The organism is Pseudomonas sp. PDM22 (genome assembly GCF_014851965.1).
Classification (GTDB): Bacteria; Pseudomonadota; Gammaproteobacteria; order Pseudomonadales; family Pseudomonadaceae; genus Pseudomonas.
Map to the genome: position 1 here is coordinate 221863 of NZ_JACVAR010000008.1, position 19869 is coordinate 241731.

22 protein-coding genes are annotated in these 19869 nt (G+C 66.5%); 9 read left to right on the forward strand and 13 right to left on the reverse strand.

Annotated elements, in window-relative coordinates:
* Positions 1-132: 132 nt before the first annotated feature.
* On the reverse strand, positions 133-1104 hold the full coding sequence (locus IB255_RS25930) for a sensor domain-containing diguanylate cyclase (protein WP_081518521.1): 972 nt from the start codon (positions 1102-1104) through the stop codon (positions 133-135).
* A 292-nt stretch (positions 1105-1396) separates the two neighbouring features.
* On the opposite strand from IB255_RS25930, the gene IB255_RS25935 reads away from it, so the two are divergent.
* Positions 1397-2041 (forward strand): histidine phosphatase family protein, encoded by a 645-nt coding sequence (locus tag IB255_RS25935; RefSeq protein WP_139791582.1) that lies wholly within the window; start codon positions 1397-1399, stop codon positions 2039-2041.
* On the opposite strand, the gene IB255_RS25940 is transcribed toward IB255_RS25935, so the two are convergent.
* The 3 genes from IB255_RS25940 to IB255_RS25950 form a co-directional block, all read right to left on the reverse strand.
* The gene (locus tag IB255_RS25940) at positions 2028-2600 is read right to left on the reverse strand and encodes a hypothetical protein (protein WP_081518520.1); all 573 of its coding nucleotides are present in this window, start codon (positions 2598-2600) and stop codon (positions 2028-2030) included. The two genes, IB255_RS25935 and IB255_RS25940, sit on opposite strands and share 14 nt — an antisense overlap.
* A gap of 73 nt (positions 2601-2673) precedes the next feature.
* Complete coding sequence (locus IB255_RS25945) at positions 2674-3048, reverse strand: NUDIX hydrolase (protein ID WP_081518519.1); 375 nt, start codon at positions 3046-3048, stop codon at positions 2674-2676.
* A 239-nt stretch (positions 3049-3287) separates the two neighbouring features.
* A complete protein-coding gene (locus tag IB255_RS25950) occupies positions 3288-4193 on the reverse strand; it encodes a LysR family transcriptional regulator (protein ID WP_081518518.1) in 906 nt (301 codons plus the stop codon).
* Positions 4194-4293: 100 nt separating this feature from the next.
* On the opposite strand from IB255_RS25950, the gene IB255_RS25955 reads away from it, so the two are divergent.
* The 3 genes from IB255_RS25955 (at position 4294) to ycaC (ending at position 6622) form a co-directional block, all read left to right on the forward strand.
* Positions 4294-5160 carry a pirin family protein gene (locus IB255_RS25955; RefSeq protein WP_081518517.1) on the forward strand — a complete coding sequence of 289 codons (867 nt, stop codon included), beginning with the start codon at positions 4294-4296 and terminating at the stop codon, positions 5158-5160.
* 97 nt (positions 5161-5257) lie between these two features.
* The gene (locus IB255_RS25960; protein WP_081518516.1) at positions 5258-5944 is read left to right on the forward strand and encodes a hydrolase; all 687 of its coding nucleotides are present in this window, start codon (positions 5258-5260) and stop codon (positions 5942-5944) included.
* Positions 5945-5995: 51 nt separating this feature from the next.
* A complete protein-coding gene (ycaC, locus tag IB255_RS25965; RefSeq protein ID WP_081518515.1) occupies positions 5996-6622 on the forward strand; it encodes an isochorismate family cysteine hydrolase YcaC in 627 nt (208 codons plus the stop codon).
* Positions 6623-6669: 47 nt separating this feature from the next.
* Here ycaC and IB255_RS25970 read toward each other — a convergent pair whose 3' ends face one another.
* Positions 6670-6951: a hypothetical protein gene (locus IB255_RS25970; protein ID WP_081518514.1), complete on the reverse strand. Its 282-nt coding sequence runs from the start codon at positions 6949-6951 to the stop codon at positions 6670-6672.
* A 667-nt stretch (positions 6952-7618) separates the two neighbouring features.
* On the opposite strand from IB255_RS25970, the gene IB255_RS25975 reads away from it, so the two are divergent.
* On the forward strand, positions 7619-8200 hold the full coding sequence (locus IB255_RS25975) for a hypothetical protein (RefSeq protein ID WP_081518513.1): 582 nt from the start codon (positions 7619-7621) through the stop codon (positions 8198-8200).
* A 38-nt stretch (positions 8201-8238) separates the two neighbouring features.
* Here IB255_RS25975 and IB255_RS25980 read toward each other — a convergent pair whose 3' ends face one another.
* Positions 8239-9525, reverse strand: a complete 1287-nt coding sequence (locus tag IB255_RS25980) for an OprD family porin (RefSeq protein WP_081518512.1) — start codon at positions 9523-9525, stop codon at positions 8239-8241.
* Between the two features lie 194 nt (positions 9526-9719).
* Between IB255_RS25980 and IB255_RS25985 the strand changes: the two genes are divergently transcribed.
* The gene (locus tag IB255_RS25985) at positions 9720-10010 is read left to right on the forward strand and encodes a DUF6021 family protein (protein WP_139791581.1); all 291 of its coding nucleotides are present in this window, start codon (positions 9720-9722) and stop codon (positions 10008-10010) included.
* Between the two features lie 155 nt (positions 10011-10165).
* Here the strand turns inward: IB255_RS25985 and phnX are convergent, their stop codons facing one another.
* The 7 genes from phnX to phnD form a co-directional block, all read right to left on the reverse strand.
* A complete protein-coding gene (phnX, locus tag IB255_RS25990) occupies positions 10166-10993 on the reverse strand; it encodes a phosphonoacetaldehyde hydrolase (RefSeq protein WP_192211034.1) in 828 nt (275 codons plus the stop codon).
* Between the two features lie 102 nt (positions 10994-11095).
* On the reverse strand, positions 11096-11956 hold the full coding sequence (locus IB255_RS25995) for a LysR substrate-binding domain-containing protein (RefSeq protein ID WP_081518510.1): 861 nt from the start codon (positions 11954-11956) through the stop codon (positions 11096-11098).
* 56 nt (positions 11957-12012) lie between these two features.
* Positions 12013-13308 carry an MFS transporter gene (locus IB255_RS26000; RefSeq protein WP_081518509.1) on the reverse strand — a complete coding sequence of 432 codons (1296 nt, stop codon included), beginning with the start codon at positions 13306-13308 and terminating at the stop codon, positions 12013-12015.
* Positions 13309-13418: 110 nt separating this feature from the next.
* Positions 13419-14507 carry an iron-containing alcohol dehydrogenase PsrA gene (gene psrA / locus IB255_RS26005; RefSeq protein WP_081518709.1) on the reverse strand — a complete coding sequence of 363 codons (1089 nt, stop codon included), beginning with the start codon at positions 14505-14507 and terminating at the stop codon, positions 13419-13421.
* A 225-nt stretch (positions 14508-14732) separates the two neighbouring features.
* Entirely contained in the window at positions 14733-15551 is an 819-nt protein-coding gene (gene phnE / locus IB255_RS26010; protein ID WP_081518508.1) for a phosphonate ABC transporter, permease protein PhnE, read from the reverse strand.
* Positions 15548-16348: a phosphonate ABC transporter ATP-binding protein gene (gene phnC, locus IB255_RS26015; protein ID WP_081518507.1), complete on the reverse strand. Its 801-nt coding sequence runs from the start codon at positions 16346-16348 to the stop codon at positions 15548-15550. The genes phnE and phnC overlap by 4 nt, the downstream gene beginning before the upstream one ends.
* Positions 16345-17217, reverse strand: a complete 873-nt coding sequence (gene phnD, locus IB255_RS26020) for a phosphonate ABC transporter substrate-binding protein (RefSeq protein WP_081518506.1) — start codon at positions 17215-17217, stop codon at positions 16345-16347. Before phnD ends, phnC begins: the two co-directional genes overlap by 4 nt.
* A 111-nt stretch (positions 17218-17328) precedes the next feature.
* Between phnD and IB255_RS26025 the strand changes: the two genes are divergently transcribed.
* From IB255_RS26025 to IB255_RS26035, 3 genes are all read left to right on the forward strand, one after another.
* Positions 17329-18186: a LysR substrate-binding domain-containing protein gene (locus IB255_RS26025; protein ID WP_081518505.1), complete on the forward strand. Its 858-nt coding sequence runs from the start codon at positions 17329-17331 to the stop codon at positions 18184-18186.
* 86 nt (positions 18187-18272) lie between these two features.
* On the forward strand, positions 18273-19400 hold the full coding sequence (locus IB255_RS26030; RefSeq protein ID WP_192211035.1) for an MFS transporter: 1128 nt from the start codon (positions 18273-18275) through the stop codon (positions 19398-19400).
* 39 nt (positions 19401-19439) lie between these two features.
* Complete coding sequence (locus tag IB255_RS26035) at positions 19440-19817, forward strand: c-type cytochrome (RefSeq protein WP_192211036.1); 378 nt, start codon at positions 19440-19442, stop codon at positions 19815-19817.
* Positions 19818-19869 lie beyond the last annotated feature (52 nt).

The window sequence follows — 19869 nt, forward strand, 5'->3', positions numbered from 1 at the left end:
GATTTGGCGCAGTGGGCGGCAACCCTCGTGAGGCCGCCGCGCTGCCGCCGGCACGCGCGTGTGGCTATAGAGCTTAGACAGCTCTGGCGCCAGTGCCCGTCCGGTTGGTCGAGTCAGGACGTCGCAGCGGGGTTAGCGAAGCGAGTCACGCCGCAGATCGTCGCCCCGACTCCAGTGCGCGGCCACCAGCCGGTCGCGCCCGGCCTGCTTGGCCTGGTAGAGCAGGCGATCCACCGCCGCAACAAAGTCCAGCGGACGGTCGCTGGAGGCCGGCACGGCGGTACCGACGCCCAGGCTGATGGTCAGCAGGTCGGAGACGGCAGACTTCTCGTGGGCAATGCGCTGCTCGCGCAGCACGCTGCGGCAACGTTCGGCGATCTGCCGCGCGGCCTCGCTGTCGGTCTCCGGCAGCACCAGCACGAACTCCTCGCCACCGAAGCGTGCGATGAAGTCCCTGGGCCGATGCAGCGCGCCGGCCAGCGCCTTGCCGACGCTGCGCAGGCAGTCGTCGCCCTGGATGTGCCCGTAGTGATCGTTGAACTGCTTGAAGTAGTCGATATCCAGCAGCACCAGCGAGATTGGCTGGCCGCTGCGCTGGGCGCTGCCCCATTCGGTGTCCAGCACCGAGTCGAACATGCGCCGGTTGGCCACGCCGGTCAGGCCGTCCTTGTACGAATACTCCTCCAGCTGGCGCTGCAGCATGATCAGCTGCTCTTCGGCGCGCTTGCGCTCGCTGATGTCGAACATGAAGCCGACCAGCGAATCCACCTCGCCATTGTCGTCGCGCACCACGTGCACCACGTCGCGGATCCACACGTAGTCACCGGAGGAGGTGAGGGCGCGGTAGTCCGCCTCATGGTCGGTGCCCTCGCGGGACTGCGACACGCAGAAGTTCACCACGCGCTCGCGATCCTCCGGGTGCATGCGCTCGGCCCAGTCGTTGGCGCTGACCCAACTGGCCTGGCTCCAGCCCAGAAGGTCTTCGATCTGTGGGCCGATGTAGGCGAAGGTCATGGATCGCCAGTCGATTTTCCACGGGATGGCACGGGTGGATTCGAGGAGGGTCTGGTAGACGGGATTTTCCGGGGAGGCGTCGTACGGCATGGCGGCGGCTCTCTGATGGCACTGTGCCTTGTTCTACCACAGTGCGATGACCGAAAGCCGGCTGATTGCGTCAGCCGGCAGTATGAAAGCGGCGGGGCGACGGACGGTCGTTTCTGACAGGGACGGATTCTTCAGCAATTCATAACGGGTTCTTCACGAATCCGGCGATAGGGTTTGCTTGCCCGCCATCTGACAACCCCGCAGTGCGATGGTCATCCCAGGGATGGGTCGGGCCTCCCTCCTTCGAAGAGGGAACGGACGCGGACCCTTTTCCAGCTGCACGGCCTGAACCATGCCCATCCCGAAGTTCTTCAGATCACTGTCCCGCGGTTGGTTGTCCTTGCTGGCGATCCTCCCGGTGATCGCCCTGCTCAGCGGCTTCCTGCCCCTGGACTTCTCGCGGCCGACTCCGCTGGTAGGCGATGCCCAGCGCCAGGCGGAATTGCGCGAGCACTGGCAGAACGGCGACCTGATCGTGCTGGTGCGTCACGCCGAACGGTGTGACCGTTCCAGTGCGCCCTGCCTGGGAAATGTCGATGGCATCACCGTGCGTGGCGGCCAGAGTGCCCATGCCATCGGCCAGGACTTCGCCACCCTCGGCCTGGCCAATGCCGACATCCTCAGCAGTGAACAGCTGCGGGCGGTGCAGACCGCCACCTCGATGTTCGGCCGCACGCCGCAGGAGCAGCCCTGGCTGTACAAATGCGAAGGCTCGATGCTGGACCAGGCGCTGCAGCACAAGGTGGCGCACCGCAACCTGATCCTGGTGACCCACAGCGAATGCATCGAAGACCTGGAACACTCGGTGAGCGTCGACGACCCGGCAACCCCGGACTACGCCTCGACGCTCTTCGTGCTCAGTGAAACCGACAAGAGCCCGCGCCTGCTCGGCTACCTCGACGCCGACCAGTGGCCGCTGAACGTCAGCGGGCGCTGATCTGGCTGGGCGTGGCGCCCAGCCGGTAACGTTGCAACTCCTCCGGGGTCAGCACACGCATGCGCTGCGGATCGATGCTCTGCATGGTGTCGGCCAATTCCAGCGGAATGTCCATGTCGCGGAAATAGGTGCGGGCGTTATAGCTGCCCGCCGCCTGGGACGAATCGCCGGCGGGGTAGTAAGGGCGATGCAGCCCCACATAGCCGCGCACCGTGCGGTGCTTGCCGGCGGCCAGCAGGTAGACGCAGGAGCCCTGGCAGACGCTGTTGGTCGGCACCAGGGTCTCGAAGCCGGACTCGCGCAGCAGGCGGCCCATCTTGATCGATTCGGCGGCGCTGCCCCCGATGCTGTCCAGCAGGGCCACCTTGCGGGCGAACTTGCCCGGGTTGGCCATCAGCCCCTTGAACAGGCGCTCGTAGTCGCCCGGAGCGATTTCCTCGCTGATCCGTACCGCCAGCACTTCGCCCACCTTGGAATGCTGCACGGGCTTCACCTCGACCTGGGCGACGGCAAGGCCGGAGGACAGCGCAAGGGTGCAAAGCAGGGCAGCGCGAAGCATGGGGGTAAATCCTGTACGGGCGTCTTATAGGAAGGCGCTGAAGATACCCTGATACGCGGCGTCCGTCAGCCTGTCAGCTGGCCTTCAGGCAGGTGCGCAGCAGGCGGCGTGCCGACTTGTTGACCCGGCGGCGCTCCAGTTCTTCGGGCGCGAACCAGCGGCAGTCGGCGATCTCGTTCAGGGGCGTGGGCTGCTGCGCCGGGTCGACCGGCGTCTCGAACACGTAGTGCAGCGTCTGGTACAGCTCCAGCGGCGCGACGTAGTTCAGCTGTTCGATGGCCAGCCCGGTTTCCTCGATCAGCTCGCGGGTGGCGGCCTGGCCGGGGCGTTCGTCGGCCTCGATGCGGCCGCCGGGGAGGTTCCATTTCGACTTGGATTTGCGCACGAAGAGAATCTTGTCGTCGAGGCGGCAGATAACCGTTGCACGCTCTTTCAGGTTCTTAGCCATACCGGCTGCTCCTCGACATTCTTCCAACAGTATTCAGGGTAGACATTAATCAGAGATTCCCAACCAGATGAACTGGTTACGGCGTTTATGTCGACAAATGGTAAGGATTGGTCGCTGGAAAGGTATGTCAGGGCTTTCTGAAGAAATGCTCGTCCTATTCCCGATTCGTATTTCCTTCAGAGTCGACCCGTGTTCTGGGTTGAAGTGCGAACTTTCTGTCCGGCCTGGAAGACGCCTACTTAGGACATGTCGCTCTTCTCGAACTCCTCGCCCAGAAAATCGAGCAAGGTTCGTACCGACGGCAGCAAGCCACGCCGCGAAGGGAACACCGCATGGACCACGCCGGTGCGTGGCGCCCAGTCGGGCAGCAGGTTCACCAGCTTGCCGTCATTCAGGTCATCGCAGACCACCACGGCGGGCATGTGCACCGCGCCGGCGCCCGCCAGCGCGGCCTGACGCAGGGCGACCAGATCGTCCGTGACCATTCGCGGCTGGTAGCGCACCTGCGCGCTGGCGCCCTTGGGGCCGTCCAGCAGCCACTGGTATTCGCGCTGCACCACGCCCCAATGCAGCGTCGGCAGGGCGGCCACGTCGGCGGGCGTCGGCCTGGCCGGCAGGCGCTCGCGCAAGGCCGGGGCACCCACCACACGCTGGCGGCTTTCGCCCAGCACCTTCATCACCAGGTCGCTGCTTTCCAGTGGCGGGAAGCGCACCCGCAGGGCGATGTCGATGCCTTCCTGGATCAGGTCCACCTGGCGGTTGGTGCTCTGCACATGCAGCTCCACCAGCGGGTACTGCACCATGAAGCGCGCCAGCATCGGGCCGACCCAGAAGTTCAGCAGCGCCGTGGGGCAGCTCAGGTTCACCACCCCGCGCGGTTCGGAACGGTGCTGCTCGACGGCCTCGGTGGCCGCCGCCGCTTCCACCAGCATCGCCACACAGTGCCGGTAGAACACCTGGCCTATCTCGGTCACCGAGAAGTGCCGCGTCGAACGCTGGATCAGCCTCACGCCCAGACGCTCCTCCAGCGCGGCGATGCGCCGGCTGAGCTTCGACTTGGGCTCGTCCAGGGCACGGCCGGCCGGGGTGAAACCGCCGTGCTCGACCACCTGGGCGAAGTAATAGAGGTCGTTGAGATCGTCCATTCCAGTGTTCCTCTTGTGGAACACTGATACTAATTTTTGCCGTCTACCGAGGCAATTGTTCCATCCGTATCGTGACCTCCATGCACTACAGGAGGCACCCATGAAACAGATTCTTGGCATCTACAGCGCCGCCCGGCCGCACTGGGTCGGTGACGGTTTTCCGGTTCGCACGCTGTTTTCCTACGACAGCCTTGGCGAGCACCTCAGCCCCTTCCTGCTGCTCGACCATGCCGGTCCCCACGCTTTCGGCCCCAGCACGGTGCGCCGTGGCGTCGGCCAGCACCCGCACCGGGGCTTCGAGACCGTGACCCTGGTCTATGACGGCGAACTGGAGCACCGCGACTCCAGCGGTGGTGGCGGCCGCATCGGCCCTGGCGACGTGCAGTGGATGACTGCCGGCGACGGCATCCTCCACGAGGAATACCACTCGCCGGACTTCGCCCGCAGCGGCGGCAACCTGCACATGGCCCAGCTCTGGGTGAACCTGCCGGCCTGCCACAAGCGCACCGCACCGGCCTACCAGACGCTGCTGGCCGGTGACATCCCGCGCATCGAACTGGCCGACGGCGCCGGCAGCCTGCGGGTGATTGCCGGTGACTACGCTGGCCACGCCGGTCCGGCCCACACCTTCAGCCCGCTGGATGTCTGGGACCTGCGCCTGCAGCCCGGCCGCCCGTTGGAACTGGCCGTCAAGGCGGGGCGCAACACCGCCCTGGTGGTGCTGCGCGGCAACGTCCGGCTGGGCGGCGGAGAAACGCTGCGCGAAGGCCAGTTGGCGCTGTTCGACCGGCGCGGCGACAGCCTGCAGCTGGAAGCCGAGAGCGATGCCTTGGTGCTGCTGCTCAGTGGCGAGCCGCTGGACGAGCCCATCGTCGGTTACGGCCCCTTCGTGATGAACAGCGAAAGCGAAATCCAGCAGGCCATTGCGGACGTCCAGAACGGACGTTTCGGACAGATGACCCGCTGATGTCATACCCCCGACTCAGGCCTCGCCTAGTCTGGATGAACGCCCGCGCAGGAGGCGCGGGTTTCTTGGGCCGGACGCCCCTTGTGGAGACCACGACATGAGCCACTTCAACCAGATTGCCAACTTCAACGGCCAGCGCCCGGTTATCGATCCCGACGACACCGCCATGCTGCTAATCGACCACCAGAGCGGGCTGTTCCAGACGGTCAAGGACATGCCCATGACCGAACTGCGCAATAACGCCATCACCCTGGCGAGGATCGCCACCCTGGCGAAAATCCCGGTGATCACCACCGCGTCGGTGCCGCAGGGGCCCAACGGCCCGCTGATACCCGAGATCCACGAGGCCGCGCCGCATGCGCAGTACGTGGCGCGTAAGGGCGAGATCAACGCCTGGGACAACCCCGAATTCGTCGCCGCCGTCGAGGCCACCGGCAAGAAGACCCTGGTCATCGCCGGCACCATCACCAGCGTATGCATGGCCTTCCCGGCGATTGCCGCGGTCAACGCCGGCTACCGGGTCTTCGCCGTGATCGATGCCTCCGGCACCTACTCCAAGGCCGCGCAGGAAATCACCCTGGCGCGTGTCGTCCAGGCTGGCGTGGTGCCCATGGATACCGCCGCCGTCGCCTCGGAAATCCAGCGCACCTGGAACCGCCCCGACGCCGCGCAGTGGGCCGAGGCCTACAGCCTGATCTTCCCGCACTACCGCCTGCTGATCGAAAGCTACACCAAGGCCCAGCAGGTGGTGACCGAACACGAAGTGCTGGACTCCCAGCGCTGAACCGACCCTTGCCCGGCTCCGGCCGGGCTTTCACTGCAACGAGGAAACGCCATGAGCAAGCCCTACGTCCGTCTCGACAAGACCCAGGCCGCCGTACTGCTGGTCGATCACCAGGCCGGTCTGCTCTCGCTGGTGCGCGACATCGAACCGGACAAGTTCAAGAACAACGTCCTGGCCCTGGCCGACCTGGCCAAGTACTTCAAGCTGCCGACCATCCTCACCACCAGTTTCGAGAACGGCCCCAACGGCCCGCTGGTTCCCGAGCTGAAGGACCTGTTCCCCGACGCGCCCTACATCGCCCGTCCCGGCAACATCAACGCCTGGGACAACGAGGACTTCGTCAAGGCGGTGAAGGCCACCGGCAAGAAGCAGTTGATCATTGCCGGCGTGGTCACCGAGGTCTGTGTGGCCTTCCCGGCGCTGTCGGCGCTGGAAGAGGGCTTCGAGGTCTTCGTCGTCGCCGATGCCTCCGGCACCTTCAACGAAGTTACCCGCGATGCTGCCTGGCGCCGGATGGAAGCGGCCGGCGCGCAGATGATGACCTGGTTCGGCGTGGCCTGTGAGCTGCACCGCGACTGGCGCAACGACATCGAAGGGTTGGCCGCGCTGTTCTCCAACCACATCCCGGACTACCGCAACCTGATCACCAGCTACAGCACGCTCACCGCCAAGAAGTGAGGCAGCGCCGTCGGGTCGGCGCAGCGAGGCCGACCCGACGGCGGAGCTTATCGATCCAGCGGCCCCGCCTTGTAGCCGGGGCGCTCCAGGGCCAGTTCGTAGAGTTGGCGGGCCTCGCTGACCAGTGGCGCCAAGGCGGAGGCGAGGCGGGCGGTGGCGCGGATGAGGCCGCTGTCGCTGTCGTCTTCCATCAGTTGCAGCAGGTCTTCGACCGCCGTGATGCGGCGCAGGGCGGCTTCGCGCAGGTGTTCGACCGGGGCCAGGGCGTTGATGAAGAGGACTTCTTCGCCGAATTGGCCGGTCAAGGGGACTGGGAGGAATTCACGCATGGGGCACCTCCGGAGAGAGCGTCGACTTGCGTGGTGAGAGAAGGCGGGGCGCGGGGGTAAAAAAGGGATAGTTCATGTTTGGTTATTCCATGGGTGGATGGAAGTCACCAATCGACCTTCCTACGGGAAGAGAGGCGACCGTGCGGAGGTAGGAATGCCGGACCCAAGGAACCGGTAGGCCCGAAGGCCTCCCCGCACGGCCACCATAAAGCACGATTTCACAGGTCAATCTTCACCTGCAATTCGTGACTGCGGAGCACCGTGCCTTGGGTTGGTATTGCCAGGTTCCTACGCCCGTCCGCGATGAACTGCGGCGAACCAGAGGCTAGGGACGGCGCTCGTAGGCCCGCAAGGCTAATGGCTCGTGGGACTTTTCGGTTGCTGGCGGCGATCCCGAGCCAGGACATTGCCGACAGAATGAAACGGGTCTCATCCGTTCCCCCAGCATGTAGGACCATTCGCCTTGCAGGAGTGGCACCCTGGTGTTCGCCCTTGGAAGACGCATAGCGCCGCAATGGATTTCGCGGAGCTGGCTTCGGGCTAAAGGATGTGCACCACAATTCTGCAATCTCGCCGGCTGTCCCTCCCGCTTCCAGGCTCCGCCCGCAGCTGCGGGGCTTAGCATCCGTGCGGTCTACCGCCACACGTTGCGAGAGGGGGCCTGCGGATGCCCGGTACCGAGTTCCAATGGCTGGCTGTCGTCTTCGGCATGTTGACGGGGCTTGGTGTCACCCGGCTGCTGTCTGGTGTTGTGGCGACGCTGCGTTCACGGGCGACCTCGAAGATCGATTGGTTGCCGCTGATCTGGAGCGCCTCGCTCTTCCTGATGCTGCTCGAATATTGGTGGAGCACCTACTCCCTGAAGTCCCTGATCAATGTCTGGACATACAACGAGTTTCTGCGACTGCTGGTATCGCCGCTGCTGCTGTTCTTCAGTGCGGCGCTCATTCTGCCGGTTCACGAGCTGAAGGCCGGCGAGACTCACCAGGAGGTATTCGAATCCCACGGGCACTGGGCCCTCCTCGGGTTCAGCGCCTATTACGCCGAATACTTCTGGGAAGCGGCGAGGTACTGGGACAACCAATGGTTCAGCGGTTGGGGCGTCTTCATGGTGGTGATCATCCTGTTGCCGATCATCGCCTTCTTCAGCTCTCGCCGAGTCCATCTGGTCATCGCCACGGCCATTCTCGTCATTCAGGTACTGGGAATCTCAGTGGATTTTGGCGAGCTTCAGGACGTCCGTTTCTAAGGCGAAAGGCGGCCGCGACCGCCCCGCTGACCTGCAGATCAGAGCATCGAGAAGTTGTAGCTGGCGATCAGCCGCACCTCGTCCACATCGCGCGCCGACTGTTCGTAGTTGGTGCGGTAGGTGGCGTTGCGCAGGCGCAGGCTGAGGTCCTTGAAGGTGCCGGTCTGGATCACGTACTTGAACTCCACGTCGCGCTCCCATTCCTTGCCCTCGTCGCCGTTGGCCAGGGCGATGTGGTCGCCGTTGACGTAGCGGGTCATGAAGCTCAGGCCGGGCACACCGACGCTGCGCAGGTCGAAGTCGTAGCGCAGTTGCCAGGAGCGCTCCTGGGCGTTGGCGAAGTCGTTCACCTGCACGTAGTTGGCGAGGTAGGGGTTGCTGCCGTCGAGGTAGGGCATGGAACTGTCGCCGCTCATGCGCTGCCAGCCGGCGCTGAGGATGTGGCCGCCCTGGGCATAGGCCAGCAGCAGGCTCAGTGCGCGGTTGTCGATCTCCCCGGCGCGGGCCGAGCCGTCGTCATCGCTGTCGAACCAGCGCAGGTCGGCCGTGACCTTCCCGGCGCCCACCGCCTGCTTGCCGACGATGCCGACGTAGCGCTGGCGGTAGACGTTCTCCAGCCCGCCCTGGGCGTACTGCAGCAGGAGCTGGTCGTTGACCTGGTAGTCGGCCTGGTAGGAGTCGAAGCGGTTGCCGGTGGTATCGCAGGCGTAGCGCTTGTTCTTGCAGTTCAGGCGCACGTCCTGGGCATCGGTGGAGTCGCGCGCGGTGTAGCGCTCCAGGCGTGTGGCGGTGAGCTTGAGGTGGGCGATTTCCTCGCTGGTCAGCTGCGCGCCGTGGAACATGTTGGGCAGCAGGCGGCCGTCGTTGTACTTGAGCAGCGGCATGTCCGGCAGCATCGCGCCGTACTTGAACTGGGTGTGGGAGACGCGCAGCTTGCCGGTGACGCCGGCCTTGGCGTACTGGTCTTCGGAGTGACGCGGGTCGTGGCCGCTGGAGGGCAGCAGGCCGCTGTTGCTGTCGGCGGGGCTGGAGTCGAGTTTCACGCCGAGCATGGCCAGGGCGTCGACACCGAAGCCGACGGTGCCTTCGGTGTAGCCCGATTGCAGATTGAGAATGAAGCCCTGCGCGGTTTCCTCACGCTTGGAGGCACCCTGCGGGTTGGACGAGCTGCCGTCGCGGAAGTCGCGGTTGAAGTAGAAGGTGCGCGACTCCAGGCGCGCGCTGCTGTCCTCCAGGAAGTCGGCGCTGGCCGGGGCGGCGATGCCACCGAGCAGGGCGAGGGCGCTCAGGCGGGCGAGCGGGCTGGAGGAGAGGGGCGAGGGCATGCGGTGACTCCGGGGGCGCTAAAAAAGCGCGCGAAGGTGTCACAGATGGGCGGTCGGGTCTTTGCGACCATGGTCTAGATCGGGGGTTTTCGCCTGGGCGAATCCACCGGCGGTACCGTCGGACAATCGGCTGAAACCTTCGGCGCCGCCCCGCGTCCACCGTCATGCCATTACCCGAACCGCTGGAGGTGAACATGAAAGGCCACGGTGAAATCACAGAGCGCCCGGGCGTTGCCCCTGAACGCTGGCCGGACAGGTCCGGCCCCGGCGACAAGCGTGGGCTGCCCGGCTACCCGCAGCGCCAGGTGCCCCTGGGTGGTTCGCGGCATATTGATCCGGAACTGGGTTTCGACCCGGATTCGCCGGACCTCGCCGACCCGCAGATCGACCCGCCGCATCCGCCCCACGCCCCCCACGACGGCCCGGACCCACAGCGCCAGCGACGCGTGCCGGGGGACAAATATCCGCCGTATTCGGGGCACTAGAGCAACGGCAACGGCCCCTCACCCCAACGCCGTAGCTCCCTTGAAAGCACTTGTGGGATGGGTGGACCGCAGCGATACCCATGCTGATGGCGCGTGGGTGCGATGGGTATCGCTGCGCTCCACGCCATCCTACGCCGAGTTCAGCTGGTGAGTGCTCAGCAGGCCTGCGGCATCTCACCCCGCGCCAGGCGCGCATTGATGTCGGCGATCACCGCCGGCAGTTCGGCGATGGTGTCAATCAGGTAGTGCGGGCGCGAGCCTTCGAACATCTGGCCGATGCGGCGGCGTTCCTGCTCCAGTTTCTCCGCCGGCAGCGCCTTGTACTGCTCATAGGTCAGACCCAGGGCGTTGCCCGAGTAGGTCAGCGCCACGGTCCACATGCCGGCACTGCGGCCTTCGAGGATGCCCGGCCAGGTGTCGTCGACCTTCACGCAGGCCGCCACGTCGTTGATGCCCAGGGCAATCACGTTGGCCAGTGCCTGGGCTGGGTGCGGACGGCCGTTGGGCACTTCATCGGTAGCGACCACATGGTCGGCGACGTAGCCGTTGGTCTTCGCCAGGGCGACGACCTTCTCCATCACCACCGCCGGATAGCCGGAGCAGGAGCCGATCTTCAGCCCTTGCTTGCGCAGTGCGGCGATGGCATCCAGCGCGCCCGGAATCAGCGCCGAGTGCTCGGCGATCTTCTCGATCTGCAGCGGCATGAAGCGCTCGTAGATGGCGGTGACGTCGTCATCGGTGGGCAGGTGGCCGAAGGCGGCGCGGTAGCGTTCGCCGATGGCGGGGATGTCGCACAGGGTGCGGATGTGGTCCCACTTGCCCATGCCCATCGGGCCACGGGCTTCTTCCAGGCTGACCTGGACGCCGAACTCGGCGAAGGCTTCGACGAAGATCTGCGTCGGCGCGAAGGAGCCGAAGTCGACCACGGTGCCGGCCCAGTCGAGGATGGCGGCCTGCAGTTGCTTGGGTTGCTGGTAGTGCATGGTGATGCTCCTGTGAGGGGGTTACTTGTGAAATCGAAGGTGAGCGCAGCCCGCCCGGCGTGGTGGCAGGCTCGCGGTTTCAGGGTTGGTCCGGGTTGAAGGTCAGGCCGTGGAGTCGAACAGCTCGGCGATGATCGGCCGCTTGCGGCGGATGCCCAGGCAGCACAGGTAGTAGCTGATGTGGAACGGGTCCTCGGCGAAGGCGATGGAGCGCGTGCCTGGCCGGTCGGCGTACTCCACCGCCGAGACGAAGCCCACGCCGATGCCGTGTACCACCGCATGCACGATGGCCTCGCGGCTGTTCAGCTGCATCGCGCAGTCCAGTTCCACGCCGTGCTGGCGACAGCCTTCCTCCACCAGCTGGCGGGTACGCGAGGCCGGCTCGCGCAGTACCACACGCTCCTTGGCGATCTCCTGCACGCTGACCGATTCCTGCCGTGCCCAGGGGTGGTCGTCGCGTACCACCGCGAGGATCGGGCAGGTGCGGTACAACTGGGTGCTCAGGCGCTGGTCGAACTCGGAGAGGGCGAGGATCGCCACGTCGATGTCGAAGTTGTACAGCCGCTCCAGGGTGCCGGCCTCGCTGGTGAAGGAAGTCTCCAGTTCGATGTCCGGGTAACGCTGCATCAGCGAGTAGGTCAGGCTCATGGCGATCGGCGGCGACACCGCGCCGAGGCGCAGCATGCCCTGCTTGCGCTGCTGGAAGCTCTGCAGCAGTTGCAGGGCTTCGTCCTCCTGGCCGAACAGGCCCTGGGTGATCGCGTAGAGTTGCTGCCCGGCCGGGCTCAGCTCGATGAAGCGGCCGCGGCGGTGGAACAGCTCCACGCAAAAGCGCTTCTCCAGCCCGCTGACCTGCTCGCTGATGGTCGGCTGGCCGACGCTCAGCAGCGCCGCGGCCTGGGTGAAGCTGCCGGTGCGGGCCACGGCATGAAAGGAGCGCAACCACTTGTGGTACTGGTACATGGCTTCTCTTTTTGTGGGGAGCGTCTGGCATCGGGGCTTGCCACATGGCCGTGCCCTCAGCGCCGGACGAACAGGGCGACCACCGCACTGCACACGCAGGCCGTGGTGACCACGATGAAGATCAGTGAAGTATTGCCGGTCGTGTCCAGCATGCGACCGATCAGGGGTTCGGCCAGACCCGCAAAGAGGTAGGAGGAGAAGTTCATGATCCCGGTGGCGGTGCCGGCGCGGCGCGCGCCGACCAGGTCCGGGCAGAGCGCCCAGAAGCTCGACGCCGGGCCGTAGACGAAGAAGCCGCAGAGGAACAGCGCGAGCAGGCCGACGCCGCTGTGTGCCGGCAGGCTCCACATCCACAGGCTGGTGAGGGCGCCCAGCACCATGTAGAGCATGATCGCGCGGTAGCGCTTGCTGCCGAACAGGCGGTCGGACACCCAGCCGTTGCTCAGCGCACCCACGGCCATGCCGACGGGCAGGGCGATGGTGATCCATTTAGGGTCGATGAAGCTCTGGCCCTTCTGCCAGTCGGCGCCGAGGAAGTGCACCGGCACCCAGACGATCAGCCCGTAGCGCGCGGCGTTCTGGAAGCCCAGCGACAGCGCTGCCACCAGCAGGCGCGGGTTCTTCAGCACGGCGAGGTAGCGTTGCGTCGAGGTCTCTTCCTCGCCGTGGGCGGCTTCGCTGGCGCGGTCCTCGGCGTTGGCCACGCCGGTGTCGGCCAGCGGCTCGAAGCCCATGTCCTGCGGGCGCTCGCGGGCCACCAGGTAGAACACGATGCCGCCAGCGAGCATCAGCAGCACCGGCAGGCGGAAGATCCAGCGCCACTCCAGGTGCATCACGTCGATCACTATCACCGAGGTGACGTAGGACAGCACCGACGCGCAGCCGGCGGCGAACACATAGAAGCCGTAGACCTTGCCGCGCTCGGCGGCGCTCCACCAGTTCGACAGCAGGCGGCTGCCCGGCGCCCAGCCCAAGGCCTGGAAGTAGCCGTTGATGCCCCAAGGCAGCACCAGGCTGACGAAGCCGCCGGCGAAGCTGGTGACCCAGTTGGCCCCGCAGGACAGCGCTGCGCCGAGGCTCATGATGCGCCGGCCGCCGAACTTGTCGGCGAGATTGCCGTTGATGGCCTGGCCGATGGCGTACATCCACAGCATGGCGCTGGAGGCCCAGCCGAGGGTTTCCTTGCTCAGCCCGAACTCGGCCTGGATGCCGGGGATGGCGAAGCCGAAGGTCTGGCGGCCGGTGTAGAAGAACAGGTAGCAGAACATCGCGGCCAGCAGCATGCGCCACTGGGCGAGGCGAAACGGGGTGACGGCGGAGACTGGCCCAGACAGGGTTTGTGCACGGTTCATGGTGTTTTCCTTCTTGTTCGCTCGCGCCGGCTGGAAGCTCGGCGTGTCGGCACTCTTATTCGGTGCAGCAGGAAAAGGCGGCCGCCAGGGCCGCCCGGTGAGGAGCGGCGTCAGGCGGCCTGGGAGCCGATGAAGTTGCGGCCGCGGGCACCCTGCATGGCGAAGTCGATCATCGCTTCGGCTTCCGCGGCAGTCACGCCGTAGTCGCCGAACTCGGTCTTGACCCCGAGGCGGTGGAGGAATTCACGCAGGCGCTTCTGCGCGCCGGCAAGGTCGTGGCCGAAGACCCGTTGCAGGGTGCGGTCGCGGTCGGCATCGCGGCCCCAGGCCAGGCCCAGCACCAGCGGCAGGGTGAAGGAGCAGGCGATGCCGTGGGGCAGGCCGTGGCGCAGGGTCATCTCGTAGGAGATGGAGTGGGCCAGCGCGGTCTTGGTGTTGGAGAAGGCCATGCCGGCCTTCAGCGCGGCCAGGGCCATGCGCGAGCGCAGTTCGCGGTTGGAAAGGTCCTGCTGCAGGCGCGGCAGGCAGTCGAGGATGTCCTCGATGGCGGAGAGGGCGAAGGTGTCGGAGATGGGGTTGGCGTTGTGGTTCCAGATCGATTCCAGCGCGTGGGATAGCGCGTCCAGCCCGGTGGAAACCGTCACCCCGGCGGGCACGCTGAGCATCAGGTCCGGGTCGATCAGCGCGACCTTGGGCCAGGTGCAGTCCAGGTGCAGGGAATACTTCTTCTGCTGCTGCGCGTCCCAGATGGTCGCCCAGGGCGTGACTTCGCTGCCGGTGCCGGCGGTGGTCGGCGCGGCGATCAGTGTCTTGCTGCGCGCCGGAGTGAAGGGCTTGCCGGCGGCCAGCAGATCGAGCAGTTCGTCGAAGTGCCCGGATGCGGTGCCGACGATCAGCGCCTTGGCGGTGTCGATGGCGCTGCCGCCGCCGAGGGCGAAGACGGTGCTGCAGTCCGCTGCCTCACGCCAGAAACGCTCGTGCACATCGCGCAGCCAAGCCACGTCGGGGTTGGGCTGCACATCGTCGATGACGTAGGCGAGGCGCTCGCCGAGCAGGTTGCGAACACGGTCGATCAGCCCCAGTTGCGCGGCTTCGGGGAAGGTCACCAGGGCGACCTTGCCTTCGCACAACTCGGCGATGTGGTCCAGGCTGCCGCCGCCGAAAACGGTGGCGACCGGATTATGGAATCGGGCAGGCATGGGCAGTTCCTTGTTGTTGTTTGAACGTGCGGCCATGCTCGGGGCCTCGTCGGTTTCGTTCCAATCGATTGATCGCAGGTGGGCATCGGCCAGACCGATAACGGCAGGTGCGGGCATTTGTGCAAACTCCGGGCGTGCGCCTGCCCGGCGCGCGCCCTCCAGGCTGAAATAGCAGGCGCACGCGGCAGGGGGTTGGGGCGGAAGGGAGAGGCAGGGGCCGGGCGGTCAGTGCCGCCCGTTACCCTGGATGGCGTGGCGCAGGCGGTTGGACAGCAGGTCGGCAAGCACCACCATGACGGTGATGACGACGATGCAGGTGGCGGTCTCCTGGTACTTGAACAGCTTAAGGCTGCTGACCAGTTCGAAGCCCAGGCCGCCAGCACCGACCATGCCGAGCACGGTGGCCGAGCGCAGGTTGACCTCGAAGCGGTAGAGCACCACCGCGATCCACGCGGTGATCACCTGCGGCAGCACGCCGAACACGATCACCTGCAACGGCCGCGCACCGGTGGCCTGCAGCGCCTCGATGGGGCCCTGGTCGATCTCCTCGATGCTCTCGGCGAAGAACTTGCCGAGCATGCCCACGCCGTGCAGTGCCAGGGCCAGCACGCCGGGGAAGGGCCCCAGGCCCACGGCGGAGACGAACACCAGGGCGAGGATCAGTTCGTTGATGCTGCGGATGACGTTGAGCAGCTGGCGCGTGGCGAGGTACAGCCAGCGGTTGCCGTGCAGGTTGCGTGCGGCGAGAAAACCCAGCGGTACGGCGAGCACGATGCCCAGCAGGGTGCCCCAGAGGGCGATCTGCAGGGTCTCCAGCGCCGGGCCCCAGAGGCTCGGCAGGATGCTCAGGTCCGGCGGCAGCGAGCGGCTGAGGAAGTCGCCGATCTGCGGCAGGCCGCTGGCCAGTTCGCTCCAGCTCAGCTGTGCGCCCTCGGCGCTCCAGTGCAGCAGGTAGAGCACCGCCAGCACGGCGGCGCCGGTGGTCAGCCAGCCGCGCTTGGTGTGCGGCGTCTCGACCATCCACTGGTGGCTGCGCAGGTTCATGCTCCGGCTCCTGTTTCGCTGGCGTAGACCGCGCGGGCGGCCTCCTGGTAAGCGGTTGCCTCGCTGCTCGGGCGTTGCTGGTAGATGCGCCGCAGGGCCGCGTCGTCCAGTTGTTCGCGGCTGCCGTCGAACACCAGACGGCCGTTGGCGAGGCCGACGATGCGGTCGCCGAACTCCCGCGCCAGGTCCACCTGGTGCAGGTTGCACACCACGGTGATGCCCAGCTTGCGGGTGACCTCGCGCAGGTAGTGCATGACCAGCTGTGCGGTCTTCGGGTCAAGGCTCGCCACCGGTTCGTCGGCGAGGATCACCTGCGGCCGCTGGGCCAGCGCACGGGCGATGCCCACGCGCTGCATCTGCCCGCCAGAGAGGGAATCGGTGCGCGCTTCCGCCTTGTGTTCCAGCTCCACCCGGCGCAGGCATTCGCGGGCCAGGGCGACGTCGTCGCGGCTGAACAGCTGCAGCACCGAGGCGAGGGTGCCGACGCAGCCCAGGCGCCCGGTGAGCACATTCTTCAACACCGACAGGCGCGGCACCACGTTGTGGTGCTGGAAGATCATCGCCACCCGCCGACGTAGTTCGCGCTGGTCGCGCGCCTGCATGGCGTCGACGCCGGCCACCTGCAATTCGCCGCCGTCGGCCTGGGCCAGGCGGTTCATGCAGCGCAGCAGGGTGGACTTGCCGGCGCCGGACTGACCGAGGATCACCACGAACTCGCCGGCCTCGATGCGCAGGTCGATCCCGCGCAGCACCGGGTTGTCGCCGTAGCCCTTGGTCAGCTGGGCGACACGGATCATTTCAGGCTCCGCAGGTCGAGGTCGAGCACCTTGGCGGTGTCGCGCACGACGTTGTAGGCGGCGTCGTTGGTGGGCTGGAAGCCATTGAGCTGGCCCTGGTCGCCCCACGGCACGTCCTTGATCGAGGCGAACGCGGCGACCAGTTTCTGTTGCAGTTCCGGGTCGAGGTTCTTGCGCCAGACCATGGGCGATTCGGGGATGTCGTCGGACTTCCAGACGACCTGGATGTCGTCCTGCTTGACCTGCCCCGAGCTGATGGCGCCGGCGAGGATGCGGTCGGCCACGGCGGCGGCGTCCACCTTGCGGTTCGCCACGGCGAGGATGCTGGCGTCGTGGGAACCGGAGAAGATCACCCGCGAGAACAGCGCCTTCGGGTCATGGCCGGACTGCTCCAGGCCGGCCTTGGGGAACAGGTGGCCGGAGGCGGAACTGGGGTCGACGAAGGCGAAGGTATGGCCCTTGAGGTCGTCCAGGCTGCGGATGCCGCTGTCCTGACGGGCGATGATGAGGCTGTGGTAGGCGCTGGTGCCGGTCTTCTTGGTCACCGCCACGGCGAAGGCGTCGGCACCGGCGACCTGATGCGCCAGCACGTAGGAGAACGGGCCGAGGTAGGCGACGTCGAGCTTGCCGGCGCGCAGCGCTTCGATCACGCCGTTGTAGTCGGTGGCCACGAAGGGCTTCACCGGCATCCCCAGGCGTTCCTGCAACTGGTCGAGCACCAGCTGGCTGCTCTTGATCATGGCCTGGGAGTCCTCGGAGGGAATCAGGCCGACGGTGAGGGCGTCCTGCGCCTGGGCGGTCGGCAGCAGGGCGGAGGCGAAGGCGAGCGGCAGCACGGCGAAGCGGAACAGTCTGGTCAGCGAAGTCATGGCGTTACCCGGAGGTTGTGTTCGGTAGCGCCAAAGCTAGGGCTGTCATGTGACAGTCACGCCATCAAATCAATATGGGTTAAAGCACTAATCCATTGATAGGAGCTATGGATGTCCACCGCCCGCCTGCGCACCTTCCTCGCCGTGGCCCGCCACGCCAGCTTCAGCGCCGGGGCCAGGGCCATCGGCCTCAGCCAGCCGACCGCGACCACGCAGATCCAGGGCCTGGAGCGCGAGTTCAACGTGGAGCTGTTCCACCGCCGTGGCCGGCGCATCGAGCTGACCGCCGTGGGCCGCGCGCTGCTGCCCATCGCCCAGCAGATGTCGATGCTCGAATCGGAAGCGACCAACCTGCTGCGCGATTCCGGCCAGCTCAATCGGGGGCAACTGAAGGTCGGCGCGGTGGGGCCGTTCCATGTGATCGAGATGGTCGACCTGTACCGCCGCGACTACCCGCAGATCGACGTGTCGATCCGCATCGGCAACTCCGCGTCGGTGCTTGCCGACCTGGAAAACTACGTCACCGACGTCGGCGTGCTGGCCGGGCTGCATGACGATCCGGCGTTCGTCGCGCAGCTGTACGCGCGGCACCCGGTGATCCTCTTCGCCCATGTCGATCATCCGTTCGCGCGTAACGCCGAAGTCCGCCTGCAAGCCTTGCAGGGCCAGCCGCTGCTGCGCCGCGAACAGGGCTCGACCACCCGCGTGGCGCTGGAGCGCGAGCTGGACAGGGCCGACGTCACGCCGCGCATCGCCATGGAGATCGGCAGCCGCGAAGCCCTGCGCGAGGCGGCGATCCGTGGCATCGGCATTGGCGTGGTGTCCGAGGCGGAGTACATCGCCGACCCGCGGCTGAAGGCCATCCGCATCACTGGTGACCCGGTGTGTACCGAGACCTACCTGTACTACCTGGCCGAGCGCCGCAGCAGCCAGGTGATCGCCTCCTTCCTGCGCTCGCTCGCGCAATAGCACAGCGGCCGGCGCCGGCGTAAGGCTTGTCCTGCGGGGCGGGGCGCGGGTTATCCTGCGGCCCCCGTCGTTGTCACGAGGCTGTCATGTCGTCCGCTTCCGCGCCTGCCCTGCAGCGAGCCGACCGAGATTCGCGCAACTCCGCCCAGGTGCTCAGCCTGTGCCTGCCCAGCGACGTGCTGCTGTACCTGCTGCTGCCGATGTACGCCGCCGATTTCGGTGTGACCCTGGTGGAAGCGGGCATCCTGCTGGCGGCCAACCGGCTGGTGCGCATCGTCGGCTACGGCTGGGTGGTGCGCTTCTACGGCCGCCACGGCGACCGCGCCGCGTGCAGCCTCGCGGCCTTCGCGGCGGCGGCCTGCGCGCTGGGCAACGCGACCCTGTCCGGCTTCGCCGCGCTGCTGGTCCTTAGGCTGGTCTGGGGCCTGTGCTTCGCCACGTTCAACCTCAGTACCCAGACCCTCGCCACCGCTGAAGCACAGGGCGCTGCACGCCGCGCCGGGCGCTCGCGGGCGACCCTCTCCATCGGGCCGATGCTGTTCCTCCCGCTGGGCGCGGTGATGGCCCAGTCGCTGGGCCCGCGCAGTATCTTCTTCGTCCTCTGCGTCAGCGCCCTGTGCGGCCTCTGGCGCGCCCGCGCGCTGCCCGACAAGGCCCACGACATCCCCGCCAACAGCGGCCGCCGCCTGCGCCTGCCGGACAGCATCGCCACCTGGTCCTTCATCGAAGGCGTGACCCTCGACGGCCTGTTCATCTTCGGCCTGTCGCTCTACGCGCAGACTCACCTGGGCGGCACCGGCGTGCTGGTGGCCGGTGTGCTGATGGCGGTGCGGTATCTCAGCGAGATGCTCTTCAGCCCCTTCGGCGGGCGCCTGGCCGATCGCTTCGGCGCACTGCGCATGCTGGTCGTGTTGTCGCTGGCCACCTCGCTGGCGCTGCTGATGTTCGGCAGCTACTGGCTGTTCGTCGGTGCCTTCTTCGTGCTGGTGCTGCGGGCGTTGCAGCTGCCGCTGGTGGTCACGCTGGTGGCGCAGCGCAACCCGCAGAGCCGTATCCAGGCGCTGGCGGGAAACGCGGTGTGGCGCGATATCGGCGCGGGGCTCGGGCCGATCCTGGCCGGTGTTCTGCTGCCGCAGGTGCCGGCGCTCTGGGCCTATGCCGGCGCGGCTGCGATACTGGCTCTCAGCGCGCTGGGCTGTGCCTGGCGACGCTGACTGAATCAGGATGAATTGGCACGGCAAGGAAGCAGGAAAGTGAAAGCATTGTTCATCGCTCTGACCGGGATTCTCTCGCTCGCGCAGATAGCGCCAGCCCTGGCGGATAACCTCAACGGCAAGAACCTCTTCACCCAGCGCTGTGCGGTTTGCCACGGCGCGGACATCAAGGCGACCGGGCCGCTGGCCCGCAAGAGCAACCCGCCCACGCCCGATCTCACGACGCCCGCTTTCAGGAAGCGCCTGAGTGACTATCCGGGCGTCATCGTGTCTTCGGTGGTGTTGCGCCCCAACGGCAGCCTGATCCCCCGGACCCTGCGCGAGAACGGCGTGAAGCTGCCGCCGCACGCCTGGAGCATCGATGACCTGCGCGATCTGAACCAGTACATGGTCGGGGTGATTTCCAAGAGTCGCTGAGGCTGCCCGTGGGGTACGGAAATCCGCGCGCGATGGCGGCGCCGAATGCGCG